We start from the raw sequence: 19159 nt of genomic DNA, 5'->3' as shown, positions 1-19159 counted from the left end.
GTTGACGTCTCTGAAAGCTGATCCTGCCGCATTTCTTGCTGCCGTGGCCGCAGTTATTGGCGGCAAATATGTGCGCACTGGTGCGGATGCCGATGCCTATCAGCAAGACTGGCGCGCCCGTTATCGCGGGGCTGCTGTCGCTGTAGCCCTGCCGGGAAGTACGGAGGAAGTTGCGGCACTGATGGGCGTCTGCCGCAGCTTCGGTGTGGCCGTCGTGCCGCAAGCCGGCAATACCGGGCTCACCGGCGGAGCGGTCGCACCGGATGAATTGGACTGCCTGATCGTCAATGTCTCGCGGCTCAACCGTGTGCGTCATCTCGATCCACTCAACAATGCGGTGACGCTGGAAGCCGGCTGCATTCTGGCCGATGTGCGTGCGCTGGCTGACCAGCACGACCGGCAATTTCCCGTGTTGCTCGGCAGCGTCGGCAGTTGCGAGGTCGGCGGACTGATCTCCACCAATGCCGGTGGCACGGGTGTGCTGCGTTACGGCAATATGCGCGAGCAGGTGCTCGGGCTGGAAGTGGTGCTGGCGGATGGTCGGATCTGGAATGGCCTCAGGGCGCTGCGCAAGGACAATACCGGCTACGACCTGAAACAGCTCTTCATCGGCGCCGAGGGCACGCTCGGCATTGTCACTGCCGCTGTGCTGAAACTGTATCCGAAGCTCATGGTGTCAGCGACGGCGATGGTGTCGATGGACGAGGTCGGCCAGGCGATTGCGCTATTGCAGTATCTGCAGCGCACCACGGGCGGTCGTGTCGAAACCTTTGAACTGATGTCGCAGAGCCAATTGCAGATCGTTTTGCGCCATGGCTCGGGGAGCGGCAGCCCGATGGCAGATGAAGCACCGTGGTATGTGCTGCTCGAACTGGCGGACAGCGCCGCGGACTGGAATGCCGTGGAAAGCCTCGAGACCGCACTGGCCGCAGCGATGGAGGACGGGCTCATCGGCGATGCGGTGATCGCCACCGATCAGGCCAAGGCCGACCGGATCTGGAACCTGCGCCACACGATTTCGGAATCCAACAAGCGTGAAGGCTTCACGGTGTCGAACGATACGTCGGTGCCGATCTCGGCGCTGCCGGAATTTATCGATCGCGTCACGCGTCGGCTACAGCGCGAGCTGCCGAATGCGCAGGTCGCCCATTGCGGCCATGTCGGCGACGGCAATGTGCATGTGATCGTCGTGTTTCCCTACGACATCGGCGATGCGCAGGTCCGCGAGGCTGCGGCGCACGAGGCCAACACCATTGTGCATCAGGAAAGCGTCGCCTGTGGCGGCAGTATCAGCGCCGAGCACGGCATCGGCCGCATGCATATCGATCGGCTTCCGCTCTACACGTCGGAAGTCGAGCTCGATCTGATGCGGCGCGTGAAACTCGCACTCGATCCCGACCGGATGATGAATCCGGTCAAGGTGTTGCGGTTGCCTTGAGTGAAGCGGCAGGAGATTCCTGACTGCTTCCCCATGCGAGAGCGCGACCTCGAACATGTCCGATGCCGCAATCAGTCGATGCCATTTGCCCACGCTGGGCATCTGTCGACTTAAGAGTTGCGCTATCCCTGGAATGTAGCTACGCTTTCAAGATTGCCCGTGAATTGAGCTATCCTTCCCAGTTTTTGTATTTGATTTGGGGGATTGGCATGACGTTCTCGAAAATTGCGTGCGCTTTGCACATTGCGACATTTCTCTTTTTAGCTTTGCTTTGTCCAGCATCGGCGCAAATCGTTGCGATCGGTGGAAGTAACACTCAAGGTCGCGGGGTGAGTTCTTCCGAGTCTTATCCGGCGCAGCTCCAGACAATGTTGGAGGCTAAGGGCTCCAGAATGCGCGTGGTGAACGCCGGCATATCGGGCGACACGACGACCGGAATGCTGGCTCGCCTGTCGAGTGAGGTGCCCAACGGCACAAAGATCGTGATCTTGCAATTTGGCACCAATGATTTCCGCCGAGCGAATTTCGATCCTGCTGTGCGTCAGGCGAATATGGCCAGCATAGAACAGCAGTTGCGCGCCCGCGGGATCAGGATTGTTCACTCCGATCGTCTCGTATGGGCGGCGCTCGCGGCTGGCATGAAGCAGTCGGACGGTACTCATTTGACAGTGGAGGGCCATCGACGGGTTGCTGCTCAATTGCTTCCGTCGATACGCTGATCGCCATTGTGGCGCCCGTCCGGTCAGCGAAAGCCGTGACATCGAAAACTGTGCCGCCGCGGCAGCGTGCGGCTGCTCCAAAAAAGAATTTCCTGAAATCCCAGCTGGAGAAGCGCACGTTCGGCGAGCTAGTGATCGTCGTAAAGGCGATCGCTGTCGTTTTTGTAACGGTCGTGCCCGCGGTGCTTGCGACAGTTGTCGTATCGAATGCGATACGCGATACCGGCGTCGTGATGTCATACCTTCGCGTACCGCAGTCGTTCGAGGCGATCGGCTATTCTTCTGAAACGGCCACTCAGCAATTGCTTGATGAGATATCGATCCTGAACAAGAGTTCAACCGCGGCCAAGCCCAAGACGCAGATAGGCGACGGGCACCTTCTGGAAGCTCTGTCTTCGATCGAAACGCCTACTGGCAACCTTGATATCAAATCGGTCCAGTCGTTGATACAACGTGTGCTTGGCAAGACACTCACTCAGATCTCGGGAGAAATCACGACCCGCAAGGAAGACGGTCGTGAGCTGACGCGTTTGCGTTTGCGCCAGACTCCCGGTCGCGAGACTCTGATCGATGTCGAAACATCGCAAGGCCCTGACGGTCTCTTCAGAAAGGCTGCCTTGAACCTTCTTGAACATATCGATCCCGAAATCGCGGCGGGAATTTATTGGCGGGAGTATCGCGATGAAGAAAATGCATTGCGGCTGACGGCGATAGCCCTTGCGGGAGGATATCCCGACGCGGAAAAATACGCGATCAATCTGAAATCATTCATTCTGGCATCCCGCGGTCAAGCCGCTGAAGCCCTGCAGGCGTCGGATCAGGCAAGAGCCATGGACGCGGCTTTCGTCGGGGCCGAGTACTCTCGGACGTTTGCCCTGCTTGCCGGGCGGCGATTTGACGAAGCTCTGGTGGCGGCCAAAGCGGGTGTGGAGCGCGCTCCGGGCTCAGTCAACAGCTTCACCACGCTGGGATTTGCGCTTCGGGCTCTCAACCAGAATGACGAGTCGATCAAAGCTTTCAAGGAGGGCCTGCGCCTCGACCGGTCCAACGTCTTTGCGTATCGCGCTTTGGCAAATATCTACAGCAGCCTGGGCCAATCCAAGGAAGCAAGCGACACACTTTTTACTGGCGTGGCGACTGTACCACGAAGTGCGTTCCTGCAATTCGATTACGGAGAGAATTTACGCAAGAATGGGCGTCAGCATGACGCTATTGGACCCTTGAGAAAAGCCTACGGGTTACAGCCCGATAATTTGATGTTTCTCATTGGATTGGCAGAAGTCGAACTGGGTGAAGGTCACGACGCCGAAGCGCTTCGAATGGCCTCCATTGTCAGGATGCGCGTCAACAGTGGCGAAAAGGTCGCGCAGAACTTCAAGCAGCGAGCTGACGCACTTATCTCACGCCTCGGAAACACACCTTAGCGCCGACCGACTTATCGCAATCGGCGCGCGGGATCTATCAGGTCCCATCGCGATCTAGTCTCTTGCGATGATTTCGCGCTCACCCTTGTACATGCCGGCTTCGCCGAGCAACGCGCCAGGACGACGGCGCACCAGGAATTTCGGGCGGCGCTCGCGGATCGCATTGCGGCGACGGCGGCGTTGCGCCGGTTCGTAAGTCTTCTCTTCGGGCAATTGCGGGAGTGCGAAGATCTCGCTCCACATCTGCCAGGCCATGTCGATTTCCTCGCGATCCGAGCTGACCAGCAACGGAATCGACAGTGAAGGATCGCGATGCGCGAGCATCAGCATCTTGCCGTCGTCGAGACCGCGCAAGGTGACGCCGAGAAAATCGCTGACGCGCACATTGATCGCCATACGCATGCCGCCGACGGCACGATGCAGGACGACGCGGGTGCGATGCAGTTCGATATGGCGGATCGCTCCGTCGGCGCGGGTGTCATGCGCCTCGAAACGAACCGGAAGTGAATGGGGATCGAGCCGCAATGCGCTGCCCGATCCCGGGGCATGGGCCCCACCTGTCGCTGTTTGATGCCTCACGGCTTTTTATCTCCCCGCCGGAATTATGTTCCCGGTCGATGGGGAGACCTTGCCAGAGCCGGTTCGGAATCGGCTTAAAAAGGCTGGTTAATCGAATCCGACTGCCCTTCATGATTGACAGAAGCTTGGCAGGCATGATTGACGAACCGTTGCGAGAGCCCTGAAATTCTTTCCTTTTCGGCGCGGCAAATGCTTGAAGTCCCTGCGAAATAAGCACATCTCTAACAGCGGCCATCGCCGCTTCGGACCTGTTGAAATCGTCTCTCAATGTTGGGATTTTGTTCGTGAACTCTTCACCAAACGCATCGTCGTCTGCCTCCACGAAATCCGACAATTCCGATCTGCTCGATCAGTCCGTACTCTCCACGCTGGCGCAGCGTCTCGTCGAGGCTGCCAGGAAGGCCGGTGCGGATGCCGCGGATGCGGTCGCGGTGCGCGGCGTGTCGCATGGCGTCGAAGTGCGTGATGGGAAGGTCGAAGCCTCCGAGCGTTCGGAAGGCGACGATATGGGATTGCGCGTGTTCGTCGGTCGCCGTCAGGCGGTGATCTCCACCAATGACATGTCCGGCGATAATGTCGCGCAACTGGCCGAACGTGCTGTCGCGATGGCGCGCGTCGCACCCGATGATCAATATGTCGGCCTTGCGGACTCAGTGCTGCTTGCGCGCGACTTTGCCAATCTCGATCTGCTCGATCCCGTCGTGCCATCGGTCACAGAGCTCGAACGCCGCGCAGTGGAAGCCGAAGCGGCGGCGCTCGCGGTGAAGGGCGTGACCAAGTCTGGCGGCGCATCGGCCTCGACCGGCATTGGCGGCATGGTGCTCGTCACCTCCACGGGTTTCCACGGTTCCTATCTGCGCTCCAGCCAGGGCGTCTCGATGACGGCCATCGTTGGCGACGGCACCAAGATGGAGCGCGACTACGCCTTCACCTCGGCGCTGCATGCGTCTGATCTGGAGTCGCCGGCCAGCGTCGGCAAGCTCGCGGGCGAGCGCACGGTAGCGCGGGCCAATCCGCGCAAGGTGCCGACCTGCAAGGTACCGGTGGTGTACGATCCGCGCGTCTCGAACTCGCTGGTCGGTCACGTCATCGGTGCCGCCAATGGCGCGTCCGTCGCGCGCAAGACCACCTTCCTCAAGGACAGTCTCGGCAAGCAGCTGTTTAGCAGCAATATCCGCATCATCGATGATCCGCTGCGCGTGCGCGGGTTGCGCTCGCAGTCCTTCGATGCCGAAGGCGTTGCGACGAAGCAGCAGGCCATCATCGACGGCGGCGTGCTCACGACCTGGCTGCTGGATTGCGCGACCGCGCGCGAACTCGGCATGACCACGACAGGCCATGCGCATCGCGGCGTGTCGTCGTCGCCATCGCCCGGCGCCTACAACCTGCATATGGAAGCAGGCGACGTGAGCCCCGAAGACCTGATCGCCGATATCAAGGAAGGCTTTTACGTCACCGATCTGATCGGCTCGGGCGTCAATGGCGTGACCGGCGACTACAGCCGCGGCGCCGGCGGATTCTGGATCGAGAACGGCAAGCTGACCTACGCCGTCAGCGAGATCACCATCGCCGGTCATCTGTTCGAGATTTTCAAGTCGATGATCCCGGCCAACGACCTTACGTTCAAATACGGCGTCAACGCGCCGACTGTGCGCGTCGAGGGACTGACGATTGCCGGACGCTGATCTCGACACCGACAAACGGCTCGCGCACGATGTTGCCCTGATGACGGACACGGTGCGGGCGGCCGGCGAGCTCGGCCTCGCAATGTTCGGTACAGAACTCAAGAAATGGACCAAGGGCGAATCCTCGCCCGTCTCCGAAGCGGATATCGCCGTCAACGATCTGATCGAGAAGCGGCTTCGTGCCGCGACGCCCGATTACGGCTGGCTCTCGGAGGAGAGCGCCGATGACGAATCCCGTCTCGGCAAGCGCCTGACCTGGATCATTGATCCGATTGACGGCACCCGCAGCTATCTCGCCGGTCGCGAGGATTGGTGTGTCTGTGTCGCGCTAGTCGAGGATGCACGGCCGGTGATGGCCGCGGTATTTGCGCCATCCACAGATGAATTTTTCCTGGCGATCCACGGGCAGGGCACCACCTGCAACGGCGTTCCGGTTCGGGCCACGACCGGTTCCGCGATGGACTTTTCGCGCGTGGCGGGCCCGAAACCTCTGGTCGAGCGGATGGTCCATCCCAGACAGGATATCACCCTTTATCCGCGAATCGGCTCGCTGGCGCTGCGATTGTGCTGGATCGCCAATGGCCGGCTGGATGCGGCCTTTGCCGGGGGGCAGAGCCGGGACTGGGATCTGGCCGCCGCAGATTTGATCGTGCACGAAGCGAATGGTAGGATGACCGAGCTTTCGGGCGATCCCATCCTCTATAATCGCCGGGAAGTCACGCACGGGTTGCTGGTGGCAGCGGGGGCCGATCGCCATGCTTACATCGTCGAGCAATTCCAGAACCGCCGGGTTTAACCGGCTGCACCACTATCTTTGACTTATCGGATCGCAGCCGGTCGCTGCAGGAACAGGATTCATGTCTGACACACCACAGCAACTGCTTCATCTGGTCATCGGGGGCGAGCTGACCAACCTGAAAGAGACGACGTTCAAGGATCTCAGCCAGGTTGAAGTCGTCGGCGTCTATCCGAATTACGCGACGGCATTTGTCGCCTGGAAGGCCAAGGCGCAGCAGACCGTCGACAACGCGCACATGCGCTACTTCATCGTCCATCTCCATCGGCTGCTCGATCCGGGTCAAGACGCGAAGCCGACCGCTTGAAACGACTGCTCCGAAACACGCTGCGCAGCAGCTGGGTTCAGCGCGCCGCGGGTTTTCTTGCGGCCGAATTTTTGCGTCTGGTCTGGAAGACCAACACCTTCACCTTCGATCCCGTCGATGTCTATGACATCGTCGAGCCGCAGATGCCGGTCATTCTGGCGTTCTGGCATGGCCAGCATTTCATGACGCCGTTCATCCGGCAGAAGGACTATCGCGGCGCGGTGTTGATCTCGAAGCATCGCGACGGCGAGTTCAACGCGCTGGCTGCCGAGCGTCTTGGCATTGCCACCGTCCGCGGCTCCGGCGATCACGGCGGCGCATTTCACCGCAAGGGCGGTGTCGGTGCGTTCAAGGAAATGGTGCGGGTGCTGGAGCGCGGTATCAATATGGCGCTGACCGCCGACGTGCCGAAGCGCTCGCGTGTCGCCGGCATGGGCATCATCATGCTGGCGCGTGAAAGCGGCCGGCCGATCATGCCGTTTGCCATGGCCACCAGCCGCTACGTCCAGCTCAACAACTGGGACCGCACCACGATCAATCTGCCTTTCGGTCGCGGCGTACTGGTCGGCGGTGAACCCCTGAGCGTTCCTGCCGATGCCGACGCTGCCACGATGGAGGCGCTGCGCCTGCAGCTCGAATCCACGCTGAACGAGGCCACGCAGCGTGCCTATGACGCGGTAGGTCGGCCGGAAGGTGCGGGTCGTGCCTAACGCGCTGCCGATCACGCTGCGCGCCTATCGCAGATTGTCGGCGGCGCTGACGCCGCTTGCGCCGGTCCTGATCAGGCAACGGCTGAAAAAGAACAAGGAAGATCCCGCGCGCCTCGACGAGCGTCGCGGCATCTCGCAGATCGAGCGCCCCGCCGGGCCGCTGGTCTGGATTCACGGCGCCAGCGTCGGCGAAGTGCTGGCGGCGGCGGCGCTGATCGAGCGGCTGCGCGCGCTGGGTATGCGCATTCTGCTGACGTCGGGCACGGTGACCTCGGCCGAGATCATCGCCAAGCGCTTTCCGGCCGATATCATCCATCAATACATTCCCTATGATTCACCGCGTTTCGTGGCGCGCTTCCTCGATCACTGGAAGCCGAGTCTGGCACTGTTTATCGAGAGCGATCTGTGGCCGAACCTGATCATTTCCGCCGCCAAACGCCGTCTGCCGATGGTGCTGATCAATGCGCGCATGTCGCAGCGCTCGTTTCCACGCTGGCAGAAATTCTCGGCAACCATCGGCGCCTTGCTCGGCCGTTTCGAAATTTGCCTGGCGCAGTCCGAAACCGACGCCGAGCGCTTCAGCGCATTGGGGTCGCGCAGCGTTGTTGTCACGGGCAATCTGAAGCTCGACGTGCAGGCGCCGCCGGGCGACGCCGTGAAGCTGGACAAGCTCATGGCGGTGACGCGCGGTCGCCCCATCATCGTCGCATCCTCGACGCATCCCGGCGAAGAAGAAATCATCCTCGAGACCCACAAGACGCTGACAAGTTTCTTCCCGAAATTGCTGACGGTCATCGTGCCGCGCCACGCCCATCGCGGGGCGGATATCGCGCAGATGATCACGGTGGCAGGTGCGCAGGTTGCCTTGCGCTCGCGCGAGGAGTTGCCGCATGCAGGCACTGATATCTATGTCGCCGACACCATGGGCGAGCTCGGCCTGTTCTATCGCCTGTCACCGGTGGTGTTCATCGGCGGCTCGCTGGTGCCGCACGGTGGGCAGAACCCGATCGAAGCCGTGAAGCTCGGTGCGTCCGTGGTGCATGGTCCGCACGTCTTCAATTTCACCGATGTCTATGAGGCGCTGGATGGCGCCGGCGGTGCAAAGCTTGCCGACTCCTCCGAGCAATTGGTGAAACAGCTCGGCCAGATGCTCGGTAACGAGGCGGCACGCGATGCCGCGATCGAGGCCGGGCGTCGCGTGGTTGAACGGCTTGGCGGTGCGCTCGACCGTACGCTGCATGCGCTGGAGCCTTATTTGATGCAGCTCCGGCTCGAAGCGGGAGCGCAGGATGCGTGAGCCCGCGTTCTGGCGGCCGCCATCGACATGGTTGTCGCGTCTGCTGATGCCGCTTGGCGCCATCTATGGCGAAGTCGCAGGTAGCCGCATGGCGCGCAAGGGCGTCGATGTCGGCATTCCCGTTCTTTGCGTCGGCAATTATCACGTCGGCGGTGCCGGCAAGACACCTACGACATTGGCACTGGTACACGTGCTGCGCGATCTTGGTGAGGTACCGGTGGTGCTCAGTCGCGGCTATGGCGGCAGACTGCGCGGACCGGTGAAAGTCGATCCGTCCAGGCACGTGGCGGCAGATGTTGGCGACGAACCGCTGATGATGGCACGACAGGTGCCGGTGGTGATCTCCGGGGATCGCGTCGCGGGCGCCGCACTGGCGCGCTCGACCGGCGCGAGCGTGATCGTGATGGATGACGGCTTCCAGAACCCTGCGCTCGTCAAGGACGCGTCGTTCATTGTGATCGACAGCAATCGCGGTCTCGGCAACGGCCGTGTGCTGCCCGCGGGACCTTTGCGCGCGCCGCTCGATCTGCAGATCGCACGCACCGATGCGCTCGTGGTGATTGGCGATGGTGTTGCGGCGACGGGCGTGGCGGCGCTGGTCGCGGGCAAGGGCGGTCCGGTGTTGACGGCGCGCCTCGTGCCGGACGAGACGTCAGTGGCGGCTCTGCGCGGCAGGCGCGTGCTGGCCTTTGCGGGAATCGGCGATCCCCAACGCTTCTTCCGCACGTTGCGTCATGCAGGTGTGGACGTGGCTGTGGAGAAGGCCTTCGCCGATCACCACCCGTATGCGCCCGCTGAGATCGACGCGTTGGTCGCGCAGGCGAAGCCTGATGGGCTAGTGCTGGTGACGACAGAGAAGGACATCGTCAAGCTCAGCAGCATGCCGGCCGCGGCGGAGATCGTACCATTCGCCGTCACGCTGGCCTTCGAAGACAAGGCGGCGCTGCAGGCTTTCGTGGTCGAGAAGCTCAATCGGGCAAGAGTGAAGACGCTCAGAATGTAAGGTGGGCAAAGCGAAGCGTGCTCACCTACGGAACGACCGATACGAGCTTACTTCTGACCCTTCACGGCGTCCGGATAATGCCGCGCCAGCACCGCATTCGGCACCGCATAGGCTTCCTGACGATCGACGCTCCAGTATTTCAACTCGTCCAGCGGAATGCGCTCGCCTGTAATGGCACAAGTCACATAGGTGCCGGGTGACACCACGCGGAAATCGCCGTCGAGATATTGCAACTGGGCTTCGCCGTGGCCCGAGGGGCCAAATTTGTTCAGCACGGCTGGTCTCCTGGATCGTCACTAAGTCATCTTGCCGGATTGGTCACCGGCCCTGAATGTCGTCATCTCGTAGCATAAATAGGGCCGCGGCGTCGCCCAATAAAGGCGGCCCGCGTAACCTCTAGAACAGGCTGCCCTGATCGATTTTCGTCGCCTTTTTCGGCGCGGCCGGCGACACAGGCTTTGCTTCACGCGCAGCGGCCGTGCGGTCGCCATCGGCGGTCACGCCGACGCGGCCATCGGCGAATTCGATGCTCAGGCGCGCGCCCGCTCCGACAGTGGCGGCGGCATGCAGTGCCGCGCCTTGCTCGTCGCGCACCAGCGCAAAGCCGCGGGCCAGCACGCTGCGATAGGAGAGGGCACCGAGCAGCTGGCTCGACGCCTGTACGCGTGCCTGCTGGCGCTGCACCAGTGTCGTCAATGCACGGCGCGCGCGTTCGGCAAGGCGCAGAGCGCGCTCCCGGTCGCGCGTGATGGCATTGCGCCGCGCCTGCGCATTGGCGAGCTTGGAGGCCTTCAATCGTGCTTCAAGGCCAGTGAAACGATCGCGGCGCTGCCGCAGCAGGGCACGCGCGGAGAGGCTCAACCGTTCGCCCGATACCGTCAGTCGCTGCGTGGCATGGGCGATCTGTGCGCGCAGGACGCGCAGCGTCAGCCCGGCGCTGGCCTGCGCGAAGCGGCGATGATGCGCGTGGGTATTGGCCTTCAACGCACGCGGCAGCGATGCGGTTGCGCCATCGAGACGCTGGCGCGGAATGGCGAGCAGTTCGCTGAGATCCGGCAGAGCACGCGCTGCGGCGCGTAGTTCGTTGCGGCGGGATTCCTGCCCGCGCTGCCAGCACAGCATCATGCGGCGCTCGAAGCCGGATATCTCCACCATCAGTTCGGCGCGCACGGGCACCGCCATTTCGGCGGCCGCTGTCGGCGTCGGCGCGCGCTTGTCGGCGGCGAAATCGATCAGCGTGATGTCGGTCTCGTGGCCCACGGCCGAGATCAGCGGGATCATGCTCTCGGCGGCAGCACGCACCACGATCTCTTCGTTGAACGACCACAGGTCTTCCAGCGAGCCGCCGCCGCGCGCGACGATCAGCAGATCCGGCCGCGGAATGGCGCCGCCCGCCGGCAGCGCATTGAAGCCATGAATCGCGGCCGCGACCTGCTCCGCCGAACCTTCGCCCTGAACTTTCACCGGCCAGACCAGTACGCGGCGCGGGAAACGGTCTTCAAGGCGATGCAGGATGTCGCGAATGACAGCGCCGGTCGGCGACGTCACCACGCCGATCACCTCCGGCAGCCATGGCAGCAACTGCTTGCGCGCTTCGTCGAACAGACCTTCCGCGCCGAGCTTTCGCTTGCGCTCTTCCATCAGCGCCATCAGCGCGCCGACGCCGGCGGGTTCGATGGCCTCGATGACGATCTGGTATTTCGACGAGCCTGGATAGGTGGTCAGCTTGCCGGTGGCGATGACTTCGAGGCCTTCCTGCGGCTTGAAGCGCATTCGGCCATGGACGCCCTTCCAGATCACCGCCTCGATCTTGGCGCTCTCGTCCTTGAGCGAGAAATAGCAGTGGCCGGACGAATGCGGCCCGCGAAAGCCGGAGATCTCGCCGCGCACCCGCACGTTCCCGTATGTGTCTTCCACCGTCCGTTTCAGGGCTGAGGACAGCTCGGAGACGGTGAATTCGGGGGAATTGGTGAGGGGGGTGGCGGCTTTGGGCATCGAATCTCGGCTTTCAGGATCGTCGCAAAGTAGGGATGTCGGTCGCAAAACGCCAATCAGATATTGATTTGCAGATAACTCTGTTATACAGAGTTATCTGCATTCAGAGAATGGCGGGTATTATGGCGTCGATATTGACCTTCGCGGTCCGTGGCATCGTTTGGCTCCTTGCTGCGGTGGGTCTGGCGGCCCTGGTGCTGGCCGGCATGATTGCGGTGCCGGTTTCCCGGCCCAAGGCACTGGCCTCCATTGCGGACACGGCGCGCAGTGCGTATCGCGGCGACGTTCCGCCACTGCAGTATTTCCAGGCGAGAGACGGCTCGAATCTGGCCTACCGGCGCTACACGCCATCCGGACCGTCCGTGAACCGTGCCGCACTTCTCATTCATGGCTCGTCGGGATCGAGCATCGCGGTGCACGCTCTCGCAAAAGCGCTTGCCGCGCGGGGCGTCGAAAGCATCGCTCCCGACATGCGCGGCCATGGCGCGTCGGGGACCCGCGGCGATATCGCCTATCTCGGGCAGCTCGACGATGATCTCGCAGATCTCGTCGGCCATTTGCGCGGGCAGGGGCTGGCGTCGCCACTGACGCTCGCCGGGCATTCGTCGGGCGGCGGGTTTGCGCTGCGCGTGGCAGGGTCTGCCAATCAGGGGCTTTTCGCACGCACCGTTCTGCTGTCACCCTATCTCGGCCTGAAGTCGCCATCCACACGCGAGAACGCAGGCGGATGGGCCAGTCCGAATGTGCCGCGCATCATCGCGCTGAGTGTGCTGCAGTCATTCGGGGTGACGTGCTGTTCGCAGCTCCCGGTGGTTGCCTTTGCCGTGCAACCGGGGTCGACACGCATTCTGACGTCCGAATATTCATTTCGGCTGCTGCAGAATTTTGGCACGCATCGTGACTATCGCCTCGATCTCGATCCGGCGAATGGACCCATATCGGTCATCGCCGGGCGCAATGACGAGCTGATGTTCGCCGACAAATATCGCGAGGCGATGCAGTCGAAGGCCAATATCGACGTGCGCGTCCTCGACAACGCAAATCATATGGACGTCGTCAGCACGGCAAGTTTCGTCGCCGTCGTCGCCGACGATCTCGCAACGAGGTGACACAGTGATCAACAGCCAGGAAGCCAGCGCTGCGTTGATGGAGATCGAGAGCCTCAGTCGGCTGGTCCGGCAGTCGGTATTCTATCGGCACGCCAGCACGATGCTCATTCTATGGGGCGTTGCGACTTTTATCGGTTATCTGCTCTCGTTCTTTGCGCCTGCTGCGGCTCCCGTCATCTGGTCGGTCGTCATTGTCGCGGGTGTTATCTGCGCGATCATCATCGGGGCCCTCAACAAGAAGCGCGAAGGCGTCAGTACCTTCGATGCCCGCGCGACGGCAGCTTTCATTGCGTTCGTGGCTTTTGGCTGTCTGTGGAGCATCGTTTTCGGGAACATGGCGCCGCGGCAGATCGGCGCGTTCTGGACGACTTACTTCATGTTGCCTTACGTGATGACAGGGTTCTGGTTCGGCCGCGTCTTTGTCGTGATCGGCATGAGCGTGATCGCGCTGACGCTGCTCGGTTACTTCTTCGCCGGACCGTGGTTCACGCTCTGGATGGCTGTCGTCAATGGCGGCGGCCTGTTGCTCGGTGGCCTCTGGATGCGGCGCAGCTGACATGGCCGAACTCGACGACATCATCCATCAGCCTCTGCGGCTCAAGATCATGGCAGCGCTGAACGCATTGCATCCGACACAGGGGCTGGATTTCCCGCGATTGAAGAAACTGACCGGCGCCACCGATGGCAATCTCGGCGCACATATCGAGACCTTGGCGAAAGCCGGTTATGTCAGCGTCGAAAAGGCCTTTGTCGGCAAGAAGCCGCAGACAACGGTGACGGCCACCGCGACCGGGCGTGGTGCCTTCGCGCGGCACGTCGCGACGTTGCGTGAGATCATTGCAACTGCGGAAGGCAAGTAGAGCAAAGCAAGTAACGTAAAGCTCTGGAGATTGTCATGGACATCGCGTGGCGCATTCTGACCAACACGCCGATCTGGGTGTTCGCGTTGCTGGTGCTGCTGATCTGGCTCGGAAGCCTGTCGTTTCGGCCGCGAAAGACAGAGCTGCGCCGTTTGCTGATCGTTCCGATGGTGTTTCTCCTGATGGGGATGTCGCGGCTGATCTTTGCCGGCGGCCAAATGCATCTGATCGGGGCATGGCTGGCAGCGGCAATCGTGATGGCGGCCGTCGCTCTGTGGATCGGCCCCGGCGAGATGACGGTCGATCGGCAGGACGGCACCATTCTGCGCCCCGGGAGCTGGCTGCCCCTGATCCGCAACCTGTCGGTCTTTCTGCTGCAATATGCCGTGGCGGTCGCAACCGCGATGAAGCTGGGTTCGGGTGCTGCCGTCCCGCTGATCGGTCAATTGGTGTCAGGGGCGTGCGCCGGTTATTTCCTTGGCTGGACGGTGGCTTTGATCCGCCGCTATCGCGCGGAAACAAGTGTCGCCGTCGCTTGACGGGTTGGCCGCCTGGCCAGTTGATTACTCAGACCACTGATTGCTGTCCCGACGCGCCGTGCTAAACGATGGGCGTGTTTGATTGCAATTGGTCTGGCTGGTTATGAACATTCTCCTCATCGGTTCCGGTGGTCGCGAACACGCGCTGGCGTGGAAACTGGCCGCGTCGCCGCTGCTGACCAAGCTCTGGTGCGCGCCAGGTAATGCCGGCATCGCCCGGGAGGCCGAATGCGTGGCGGTGGATATCACCGACCATGCGGCCGTGATTGATTTCTGTAAGGTGAACAAGGTCGATTTCGTCGTGGTCGGCCCGGATGCCCCGATAGCGGCGGGCATCGTCGACGATCTTGCTGCCGTCGGCATCAAGGCATTCGGACCCAGTAAAGCCGCCGGCCAACTGGAAAGCTCGAAGAGCTTCACCAAGGAACTGTGCCGGGCCAACAACATCCCGACTGCGGCCTACGGCCATTTCCATGATGCAGAGTCTGCCAAGGCCTATATCGGGACCCAGGGCGCACCGATCGTGGTCAAGGCCGATGGCCTCGCCGCTGGCAAGGGCGTTGTGGTGGCGATGTCTGAAGCCGAGGCGCTGGACGCGGTCGACATGATGTTCGATGGCGGCTTCGGCGAGGCCGGTGCGGAAGTCGTGATCGAGGAGTTCATGCAGGGCGAGGAAGCCTCGTTCTTCGCGCTGTGCGATGGCGAGCACGCGTTGGCGCTGGCAACTGCGCAGGACCACAAGCGCGCCTTCGACGGCGACAAGGGCCCGAACACCGGTGGCATGGGCGCCTATTCGCCGGCGCCTGTCATGACCGAGGCGCTCTGCGCGCAGGTAATGGACGAGATGATCATGCCGACCCTGCGCGCGCTCAGCGCCATGGGGACGCCCTATAAGGGCGTGATCTATGCCGGCGTCATGGTGACCGAGCAGGGGCCGAAACTCGTCGAATACAATGCCCGGTTCGGCGATCCGGAGTGCCAGGTGCTGATGGTCCGTATGATGTCGGATCTGCTGCCGGCGCTGATTGCCTGCTGTGACGGGCAGCTCAAGAATTTCGATCTGCGCTGGTTCCCGGATCCGGCGCTGACGGTGGTGATGGCCACGAAGGGCTATCCCGGCGACTACGACAAGGGCACGCGCATCGCCGGCTTGGACCGGGCCGAGAAGATCGAGGGTGTCGAGATTTTCCATGCGGGGACCAAGGCATCCGGCGACTGGATTCTCGCCAATGGTGGCCGCGTCCTCAATGTGACGGCGTCCGCCAAGACCGTCGCTGAGGCCCAGCGCCGTGCCTATGAAGCCATCGGCCTGATCAACTGGCCCGAAGGTTTCTGCCGCCGCGATATCGGCTGGCAGGCGGTGGCGCGGGAGCGCAAGGGCAAATAACGGTATTCAGGGGTTCCTCTTGGGGAACCGAAGGTTGTATGGCGCGTTGATGGGGCTGTGAGGTACCCATGGCGCACTATTATTTCGACCTCAAGAACGGCACGACACAGCGCGACCACGCTGGTCGGGAGCTGCGCAGCGACGCCGAAGCGATTGCACAGGCTTATGTGATCGCCGACGAAGTCAGCACGCGATTGGCGACGCATGAGGACCATGAGCGCCATATTTGCGTCATTCACGAAGACGGGCACGAAGTAACCCGTATTCCCGTCGATATAGCCGCCAGCAAAGCCTCAGCGCCGCGCTTTAAAAAACTCTCGTAACAGCGCGGCGGACTGGGTTTCGCCCACGGACGGATAGACCTCCGGCGCGTGGTGGCAGGTCGGCGAAGCGAAGAAGCGCACGCCGGAATCGACCCCGCCGCCCTTGGGATCGGCTGCGCCGTAATACAGCCGCCGGATCCGGGCGAAGGAGATTGCGCCCGCGCACATGGTGCAGGGCTCCAGGGTCACATACAGGTCGCAGTCGACCAGCCGCTCGCTGCCGAGCCTTGCGGCCGCCTCCCGGATCGCCAGGACTTCGGCATGGGCGGTCGGGTCGCGGTCCCGGAGGGTCCGGTTGCCGGCCGTGGCGATCACCTCGTTATTCCCGACGATGACGCAGCCGATGGGGACTTCGCCGGCATTTCCGGCGCTTTCGGCCGCTTTCAGCGCCAGATCCATGAAAGAAGGTGCGGTCAACGGCTCGTTTCCTGCGCAAAACTCTGCTACGGAGTTGCATTCAGCAAAAGTGGATACTGGTTTTGCGTGAGAATGCGCCCCAATGAGCGCGCATTTTCGGCCCGCGAACCCTGTCCGCACCGCTCAACCCAATTCAGCTTCCGCTGCAGTGAGACCCTTCATGCCCCGCGACAACGACAAAAACAACGGCCCCTCGCGCGGCCGGCCACCCGGTGGCAAAGGCGGAGCCGGCAAGGGCCGCTCCGGCGCCGCACGTGGACCCGACAAGAAATTCGCCAAGCGCGACGGCACATACACCCCGAAGCCGCCCGGTGCTGGCGGCGGCGAGAAGCGATCTTTCGGTGGCAAGCCGTCTGGCGGCAAATCTTTTGGCGCCAAGTCTTTTGGATCGAAGCCTTACGCCGGCAAGCGCGATGACGACCGCGCGCCGCGCCGTGACTACGGCGATGCGCCGCGACGCGATCGTGACGATGCGCGTCCGGCCCGCTTCAACCGCGACGACCGTCCTGCGCGTAGCGGCGGAGGCGATCGTCCGGACCGCGGTCCGCGCAAGGATTTCGGCGACCGCGAGAAGCGCCCGTATGCGCCGCGCGCCGGTGGCGGCGACAAACGTCCCTATAGCCCGCGCGGCGACGCACCGCGCGGCGACCGTCCGAATTTCAACAGGGATGACCGCGCCCCGCGTGGCGACCGCGGCGATGCGCGTCCGGCCGGACGTTTCTCCGACAAGAAGTTCGGTGACAAGAAGCCATATGCATCGCGTGATGGTGGTGGCGAGAAGCGCCCCTATACGCCGCGTGGCGAAGGTTTCCGCGGCGGCGATGGTGATCGTCCGCGTCCGCGCTTTGATCGTCCGCAAGGCGATCGCAACGAACGCCCACAGCGTGATCGCAGTGATCGTCCGCAAGGCGATCGTCCGTTCAGCCCGCGCCCGTCGCGTGACGGAGATCGTCCGCGTGGCGACCGGCCTTTCAGCGCCGAGAAGAAATTTGGCGGCGACAAGAAGTTCTCGCGTGGCGCGCCGGATCGTGGCGGTCCGCGCAAGAGCTTCAGCGATCGTGGAGATCGCGGTGATCGTGGTGGGCGTGATTTCGAGCGTGGCCCTGATCGCAGCGAGCAGAAGCCCTGGCAGAAGCGCGAAGGCGGATCGGATGATCGCGGCAGCCGCAGCGCGCGTCCGCCGCGCGATGGCGCGCGCAATTTCGATCGTCCGAAATTCGACAGGCCAAAATTCGAGCGTTCGCGCGATGATCGGCCGGAGCGTAGCGACAGTGAGCGTCCGCGTTTCTCGCGTCCGCGTGAGGACCGTCCAAGCTTCGATCGTCCGCGCGAGCCGCGTGGCCGCACCGACTGGCAGGAGCATGGTCGCAGCGAGGCTCGCGACGGCGACGAGCGTCCGCGTCGCGAGAATGAGGACGACAGCAGGATTTTCGCCAAGCGTCCTGCATTCGGCGGCCGTGGTGAATATCGCGAGCGCGATCCGGAAGCGCGCCGCCCGGCGCGCGTTCCCGCGGCCAAGAAGGCCGGCGAGCGTATCGCCAAGGTCGTGTCGCGCGCGGGCCTGTGCTCGCGCCGCGATGCCGAGGAATGGGTCACGCAGGGCCGTGTTGCCGTCAATGGCCGCGTGATCAATTCGCCGGCGCTGGACGTCAGCACCAACGACGTGATCACCGTCGACGGCAAGCCGTTGCCGGCGCCGGAGCGCACGCGCCTGTTCCTGTATCACAAGCCGCGCGGCCTGATGACGACCCACGCCGATCCCGAGGGACGGCCGACGGTGTTCGATCATCTGCCCGAAGGCCTGCCGCGCCTGATCTCCATCGGCCGGCTCGATTTCAACACCGAAGGCCTGCTGCTGCTGACCAATGACGGCGGCCTCGCGCGCACGCTCGAACTGCCGGAGACCGGCTGGCTGCGCCGCTATCGCGTTCGCGCCCATGGCGAAGTCACGCAGGCGCAGCTCAACGAGCTCAAGAACGGCGTCGAGGTCGATGGCGTCAAATACGGCTCGATCGATGCGACGCTGGAACGCGACAAGAGCGCCAATGTCTGGATCGTGTTCGCAATCCGCGAAGGCAAGAACCGCGAAGTGCGTAACGTGCTGGCGCATCTGGGCCTCGAGGTGAACCGGCTGATCCGCATCTCCTACGGTCCGTTCCAGCTCGGCGAGATCGAGGAAGGCCAGGTCGACGAGGTGAAGACCCGCGTGCTGCGCGAGCAGCTTGGTGAGAAGATCGCGGATGCCTCGGGCGCCGATTTCGGCCGGCAACTGCCCAGCAAGGGCGATGTGTCGCTCGACCCGGTGATCGTGAAGAAGCCGGTTCTGAAGCGCTCCACGGTGGAAGACCGCAAGGGCCGTCGCATTCTGGTGCAGCGCGCCGGCTCGGAAGAGTCGCGTGCCCGCAACGAGGACGCAGCTACCTTCGGCGGCCCGCCGAAGAAGCCGAAGCGCGGCTATCACGGCAAGCGCGATCTGAAGCCGCGGGACGCGTAAGAGAAGTCAAAGAGAAGTACGATGTGCATCGCGACGGCAGTTGTGCTCCCTCCCCCCTTGCGGGGGAGGGTCGGGGA

20 protein-coding genes are annotated in these 19159 nt (G+C 62.7%); 16 read left to right on the top strand and 4 right to left on the bottom strand.

Going from position 1 to position 19159, the window contains the following annotated elements; all coding sequences use genetic code 11:
- Position 1: 1 nt before the first annotated feature.
- The 3 genes from LPB73_RS20210 (at position 2) to LPB73_RS20200 (ending at position 3581) form a co-directional block, all read left to right on the top strand.
- Positions 2 to 1438 (top strand): FAD-binding oxidoreductase, encoded by a 1437-nt coding sequence (locus LPB73_RS20210; protein WP_231077959.1) that lies wholly within the window; start codon positions 2 to 4, stop codon positions 1436 to 1438.
- A 62-nt stretch (positions 1439 to 1500) separates the two neighbouring features.
- Positions 1501 to 2157 (top strand): GDSL-type esterase/lipase family protein, encoded by a 657-nt coding sequence (locus LPB73_RS20205; protein WP_231077958.1) that lies wholly within the window; start codon positions 1501 to 1503, stop codon positions 2155 to 2157.
- Positions 2158 to 2192: 35 nt separating this feature from the next.
- Positions 2193 to 3581, top strand: a complete 1389-nt coding sequence (locus LPB73_RS20200; protein WP_147421605.1) for a tetratricopeptide repeat protein — start codon at positions 2193 to 2195, stop codon at positions 3579 to 3581.
- 54 nt (positions 3582 to 3635) lie between these two features.
- On the opposite strand, the gene LPB73_RS20195 is transcribed toward LPB73_RS20200, so the two are convergent.
- A complete protein-coding gene (locus tag LPB73_RS20195) occupies positions 3636 to 4160 on the bottom strand; it encodes a DUF6101 family protein (RefSeq protein WP_120288562.1) in 525 nt (174 codons plus the stop codon).
- A gap of 284 nt (positions 4161 to 4444) precedes the next feature.
- Here LPB73_RS20195 and LPB73_RS20190 point away from each other — a divergent pair, with 284 nt between their 5' ends.
- The 6 genes from LPB73_RS20190 (at position 4445) to lpxK (ending at position 9958) form a co-directional block, all read left to right on the top strand.
- Complete coding sequence (locus LPB73_RS20190; protein WP_120289129.1) at positions 4445 to 5845, top strand: TldD/PmbA family protein; 1401 nt, start codon at positions 4445 to 4447, stop codon at positions 5843 to 5845.
- Entirely contained in the window at positions 5832 to 6641 is an 810-nt protein-coding gene (locus LPB73_RS20185; RefSeq protein ID WP_120288563.1) for a 3'(2'),5'-bisphosphate nucleotidase CysQ, read from the top strand. The genes LPB73_RS20190 and LPB73_RS20185 overlap by 14 nt, the downstream gene beginning before the upstream one ends.
- Before the next feature lie 61 nt (positions 6642 to 6702).
- Positions 6703 to 6948 carry a DUF4170 domain-containing protein gene (locus LPB73_RS20180; RefSeq protein WP_068733639.1) on the top strand — a complete coding sequence of 82 codons (246 nt, stop codon included), beginning with the start codon at positions 6703 to 6705 and terminating at the stop codon, positions 6946 to 6948.
- Complete coding sequence (locus LPB73_RS20175) at positions 6945 to 7658, top strand: lysophospholipid acyltransferase family protein (RefSeq protein WP_120288564.1); 714 nt, start codon at positions 6945 to 6947, stop codon at positions 7656 to 7658. Before LPB73_RS20180 ends, LPB73_RS20175 begins: the two co-directional genes overlap by 4 nt.
- Positions 7651 to 8955 carry a 3-deoxy-D-manno-octulosonic acid transferase gene (locus tag LPB73_RS20170; RefSeq protein ID WP_120289130.1) on the top strand — a complete coding sequence of 435 codons (1305 nt, stop codon included), beginning with the start codon at positions 7651 to 7653 and terminating at the stop codon, positions 8953 to 8955. Before LPB73_RS20175 ends, LPB73_RS20170 begins: the two co-directional genes overlap by 8 nt.
- Positions 8948 to 9958, top strand: a complete 1011-nt coding sequence (lpxK, locus tag LPB73_RS20165; RefSeq protein WP_120288565.1) for a tetraacyldisaccharide 4'-kinase — start codon at positions 8948 to 8950, stop codon at positions 9956 to 9958. Before LPB73_RS20170 ends, lpxK begins: the two co-directional genes overlap by 8 nt.
- A gap of 47 nt (positions 9959 to 10005) precedes the next feature.
- On the opposite strand, the gene LPB73_RS20160 is transcribed toward lpxK, so the two are convergent.
- Together LPB73_RS20160 and xseA are read right to left on the bottom strand one after the other, a co-directional pair.
- Complete coding sequence (locus LPB73_RS20160; RefSeq protein ID WP_089261889.1) at positions 10006 to 10233, bottom strand: DUF2093 domain-containing protein; 228 nt, start codon at positions 10231 to 10233, stop codon at positions 10006 to 10008.
- Between the two features lie 121 nt (positions 10234 to 10354).
- Entirely contained in the window at positions 10355 to 11953 is a 1599-nt protein-coding gene (gene xseA / locus LPB73_RS20155) for an exodeoxyribonuclease VII large subunit (RefSeq protein ID WP_120288566.1), read from the bottom strand.
- Between the two features lie 122 nt (positions 11954 to 12075).
- Between xseA and LPB73_RS20150 the strand changes: the two genes are divergently transcribed.
- From LPB73_RS20150 to LPB73_RS20125, 6 genes are all read left to right on the top strand, one after another.
- The gene (locus LPB73_RS20150; protein ID WP_120288567.1) at positions 12076 to 13062 is read left to right on the top strand and encodes an alpha/beta fold hydrolase; all 987 of its coding nucleotides are present in this window, start codon (positions 12076 to 12078) and stop codon (positions 13060 to 13062) included.
- Between the two features lie 4 nt (positions 13063 to 13066).
- Positions 13067 to 13618: a hypothetical protein gene (locus tag LPB73_RS20145; protein WP_231077957.1), complete on the top strand. Its 552-nt coding sequence runs from the start codon at positions 13067 to 13069 to the stop codon at positions 13616 to 13618.
- A gap of 1 nt (position 13619) precedes the next feature.
- A complete protein-coding gene (locus tag LPB73_RS20140; RefSeq protein WP_120288568.1) occupies positions 13620 to 13922 on the top strand; it encodes a winged helix-turn-helix domain-containing protein in 303 nt (100 codons plus the stop codon).
- 35 nt (positions 13923 to 13957) lie between these two features.
- Positions 13958 to 14461 carry a DUF6622 family protein gene (locus tag LPB73_RS20135; RefSeq protein ID WP_120288569.1) on the top strand — a complete coding sequence of 168 codons (504 nt, stop codon included), beginning with the start codon at positions 13958 to 13960 and terminating at the stop codon, positions 14459 to 14461.
- 103 nt (positions 14462 to 14564) lie between these two features.
- Entirely contained in the window at positions 14565 to 15848 is a 1284-nt protein-coding gene (purD, locus tag LPB73_RS20130) for a phosphoribosylamine--glycine ligase (RefSeq protein ID WP_120288570.1), read from the top strand.
- Positions 15849 to 15916: 68 nt separating this feature from the next.
- A complete protein-coding gene (locus LPB73_RS20125; RefSeq protein WP_120288571.1) occupies positions 15917 to 16171 on the top strand; it encodes a DUF6894 family protein in 255 nt (84 codons plus the stop codon).
- Here the strand turns inward: LPB73_RS20125 and LPB73_RS20120 are convergent.
- A complete protein-coding gene (locus LPB73_RS20120; RefSeq protein ID WP_199712026.1) occupies positions 16142 to 16588 on the bottom strand; it encodes a nucleoside deaminase in 447 nt (148 codons plus the stop codon). The genes LPB73_RS20125 and LPB73_RS20120 overlap by 30 nt on opposite strands.
- Positions 16589 to 16748: 160 nt before the next feature.
- Between LPB73_RS20120 and LPB73_RS20115 the strand changes: the two genes are divergently transcribed.
- Positions 16749 to 19082, top strand: coding sequence for a pseudouridine synthase (locus tag LPB73_RS20115; RefSeq protein WP_231077956.1), 2334 nt, complete (start codon positions 16749 to 16751; stop codon positions 19080 to 19082).
- Positions 19083 to 19159 lie beyond the last annotated feature (77 nt).

Origin of the sequence: Tardiphaga sp. 37S4 (genome assembly GCF_021044645.1) — a bacterium.
In the GTDB taxonomy this organism is placed as follows: domain Bacteria; phylum Pseudomonadota; class Alphaproteobacteria; order Rhizobiales; family Xanthobacteraceae; genus Tardiphaga; species Tardiphaga robiniae.
The sequence above is the reverse complement of the archived record's forward strand: the minus strand, read 5'-3'. Positions and strand labels throughout refer to the sequence as shown.